The 1,545-nt window shown below is 35.6% G+C and carries 1 protein-coding gene; it reads left to right on the top strand.

All coding sequences use genetic code 11. The features are described 5' to 3' along the window. Positions 1 to 55 precede the first annotated feature (55 nt). On the top strand, positions 56 to 1,486 hold the full coding sequence (locus AOG54_RS03425; protein ID WP_055032419.1) for a gamma-glutamyltransferase family protein: 1,431 nt from the start codon (positions 56 to 58) through the stop codon (positions 1,484 to 1,486). Positions 1,487 to 1,545 lie beyond the last annotated feature (59 nt).

The following is a 1,545-nucleotide window of genomic DNA, read 5'->3' as shown; positions in this document are numbered from 1 at the left end:
GCTGCAGAACTCATTGGTGCAAAAATTACATTCCCAATGCATTACGGTACATTTCATGAAAAAATATGCTGTGGCGTCAAGCCACCCACTCAGTACAATTGCAGGTGAGGAGGCCCTATCTAAAGGTGGAAATGCCTACGATGCACTGCTTGCGACAAGTGCTGCATTAACTGTTGTTCAACCACATCTGAACGGCCTTGGTGGTGATTTTTTTGCGACAGTTAAGGATGGTAATTATTACTGCATAAATGCCAGCGGTTATGCTGCAGCCCTTGCAGATATCGATTTTTTCAGGTCAAAGGGTTATTCTAAAATTCCGGAGAGGGGGATATATTCATCCTTTTCAATACCAGGACTTGTTTCTGCATGGAAATTAATAGAGAAAAAGGCAAACCTTACCCTCAAAGAAAATTTTTCAAGGGCAATAGGTTATGCAAAAAATGGTTTTAAGAAGAGCAACAAGCTTAAAAAGGCCATAGATTCATTTACCCATGGTGATTCAGATTTCAATTCAATATATAAAAAATCAGGGGATATTTTATATCAAAAGGATCTGGGAAAAACACTTGAAACCCTTGCAAATGATGGTCTGGACTCCTTTTATCATGGTGATATAGCCAGAAAGATTAATGATGATATGGTATCAAAGGGCGGGCTTATTAGGTTCAACGACCTTGATAATTTTAGTCCGGAAATAAGGGAACCGCTCACTGTAAAATACAGGGACTTTAAAATATATACCAATCCACCGGTTAGCCAAGGGCTTACAGAAATAGTATGGTTTAATCAATTAAATAACTATGAATTAAATTCTATGAATAAGGAGGATTACTATGATACCCTGATAAAAACCATGATGGATGCATATAAATACAGGCCAGAGTATATTTATGACGGATCAGTTATAGATGACAGTATATTTTCAAATGTACCGAAAACAAATTTCAATGGCAAGAATAACCATTTATCAGATACAACGGCGTTCTCAATATTTGATGGGGAAATAGAGATAAGCGCAATTCAGAGCAACTTCATGGGTTTTGGTTCAGGCCATACGATTCATGGAACCGGAATAAACATGAATAACCGTGGATCATACTTTACCCTTGATGCAAACCATAAAAATGCCCTTAAACCGCATAAAAAAACATTTCATACATTAATGAGCACAATAGCAACCGGAAAGTTTGACATAATTTTTGGTTCAATGGGTGGTGACGTACAGCCACAGATCAATGTTCAGGTCCTGTCCAGAATAATAGACCTTAACTATAATATACAGGATGCAATAAGCCATCCCAGATTTGCCTATCCAGCAAGCATATATAATAATGCTGATATATTTTATGAGAAATCACTTAATTTAAAAAAATATAAAATGGTTAATGATTTAAATGACATGATGGGGCATGCACAGGGTATTTTATATGATGGAAACGTGCATACCGGATTTGATCCGCGTGGTGATGCCTTTGAAATAATATAAATTTTAATGTTGTATAATTTTTAATATTATTGTTTTTTTAAATTATATAATAAATAATC

Origin of the sequence: Acidiplasma aeolicum (assembly GCF_001402945.1) — an archaeon.
GTDB classification, from domain to species: Archaea; Thermoplasmatota; Thermoplasmata; order Thermoplasmatales; family Thermoplasmataceae; genus Acidiplasma; species Acidiplasma aeolicum.
This window is presented reverse-complemented; position numbering and strand designations above follow the sequence as displayed.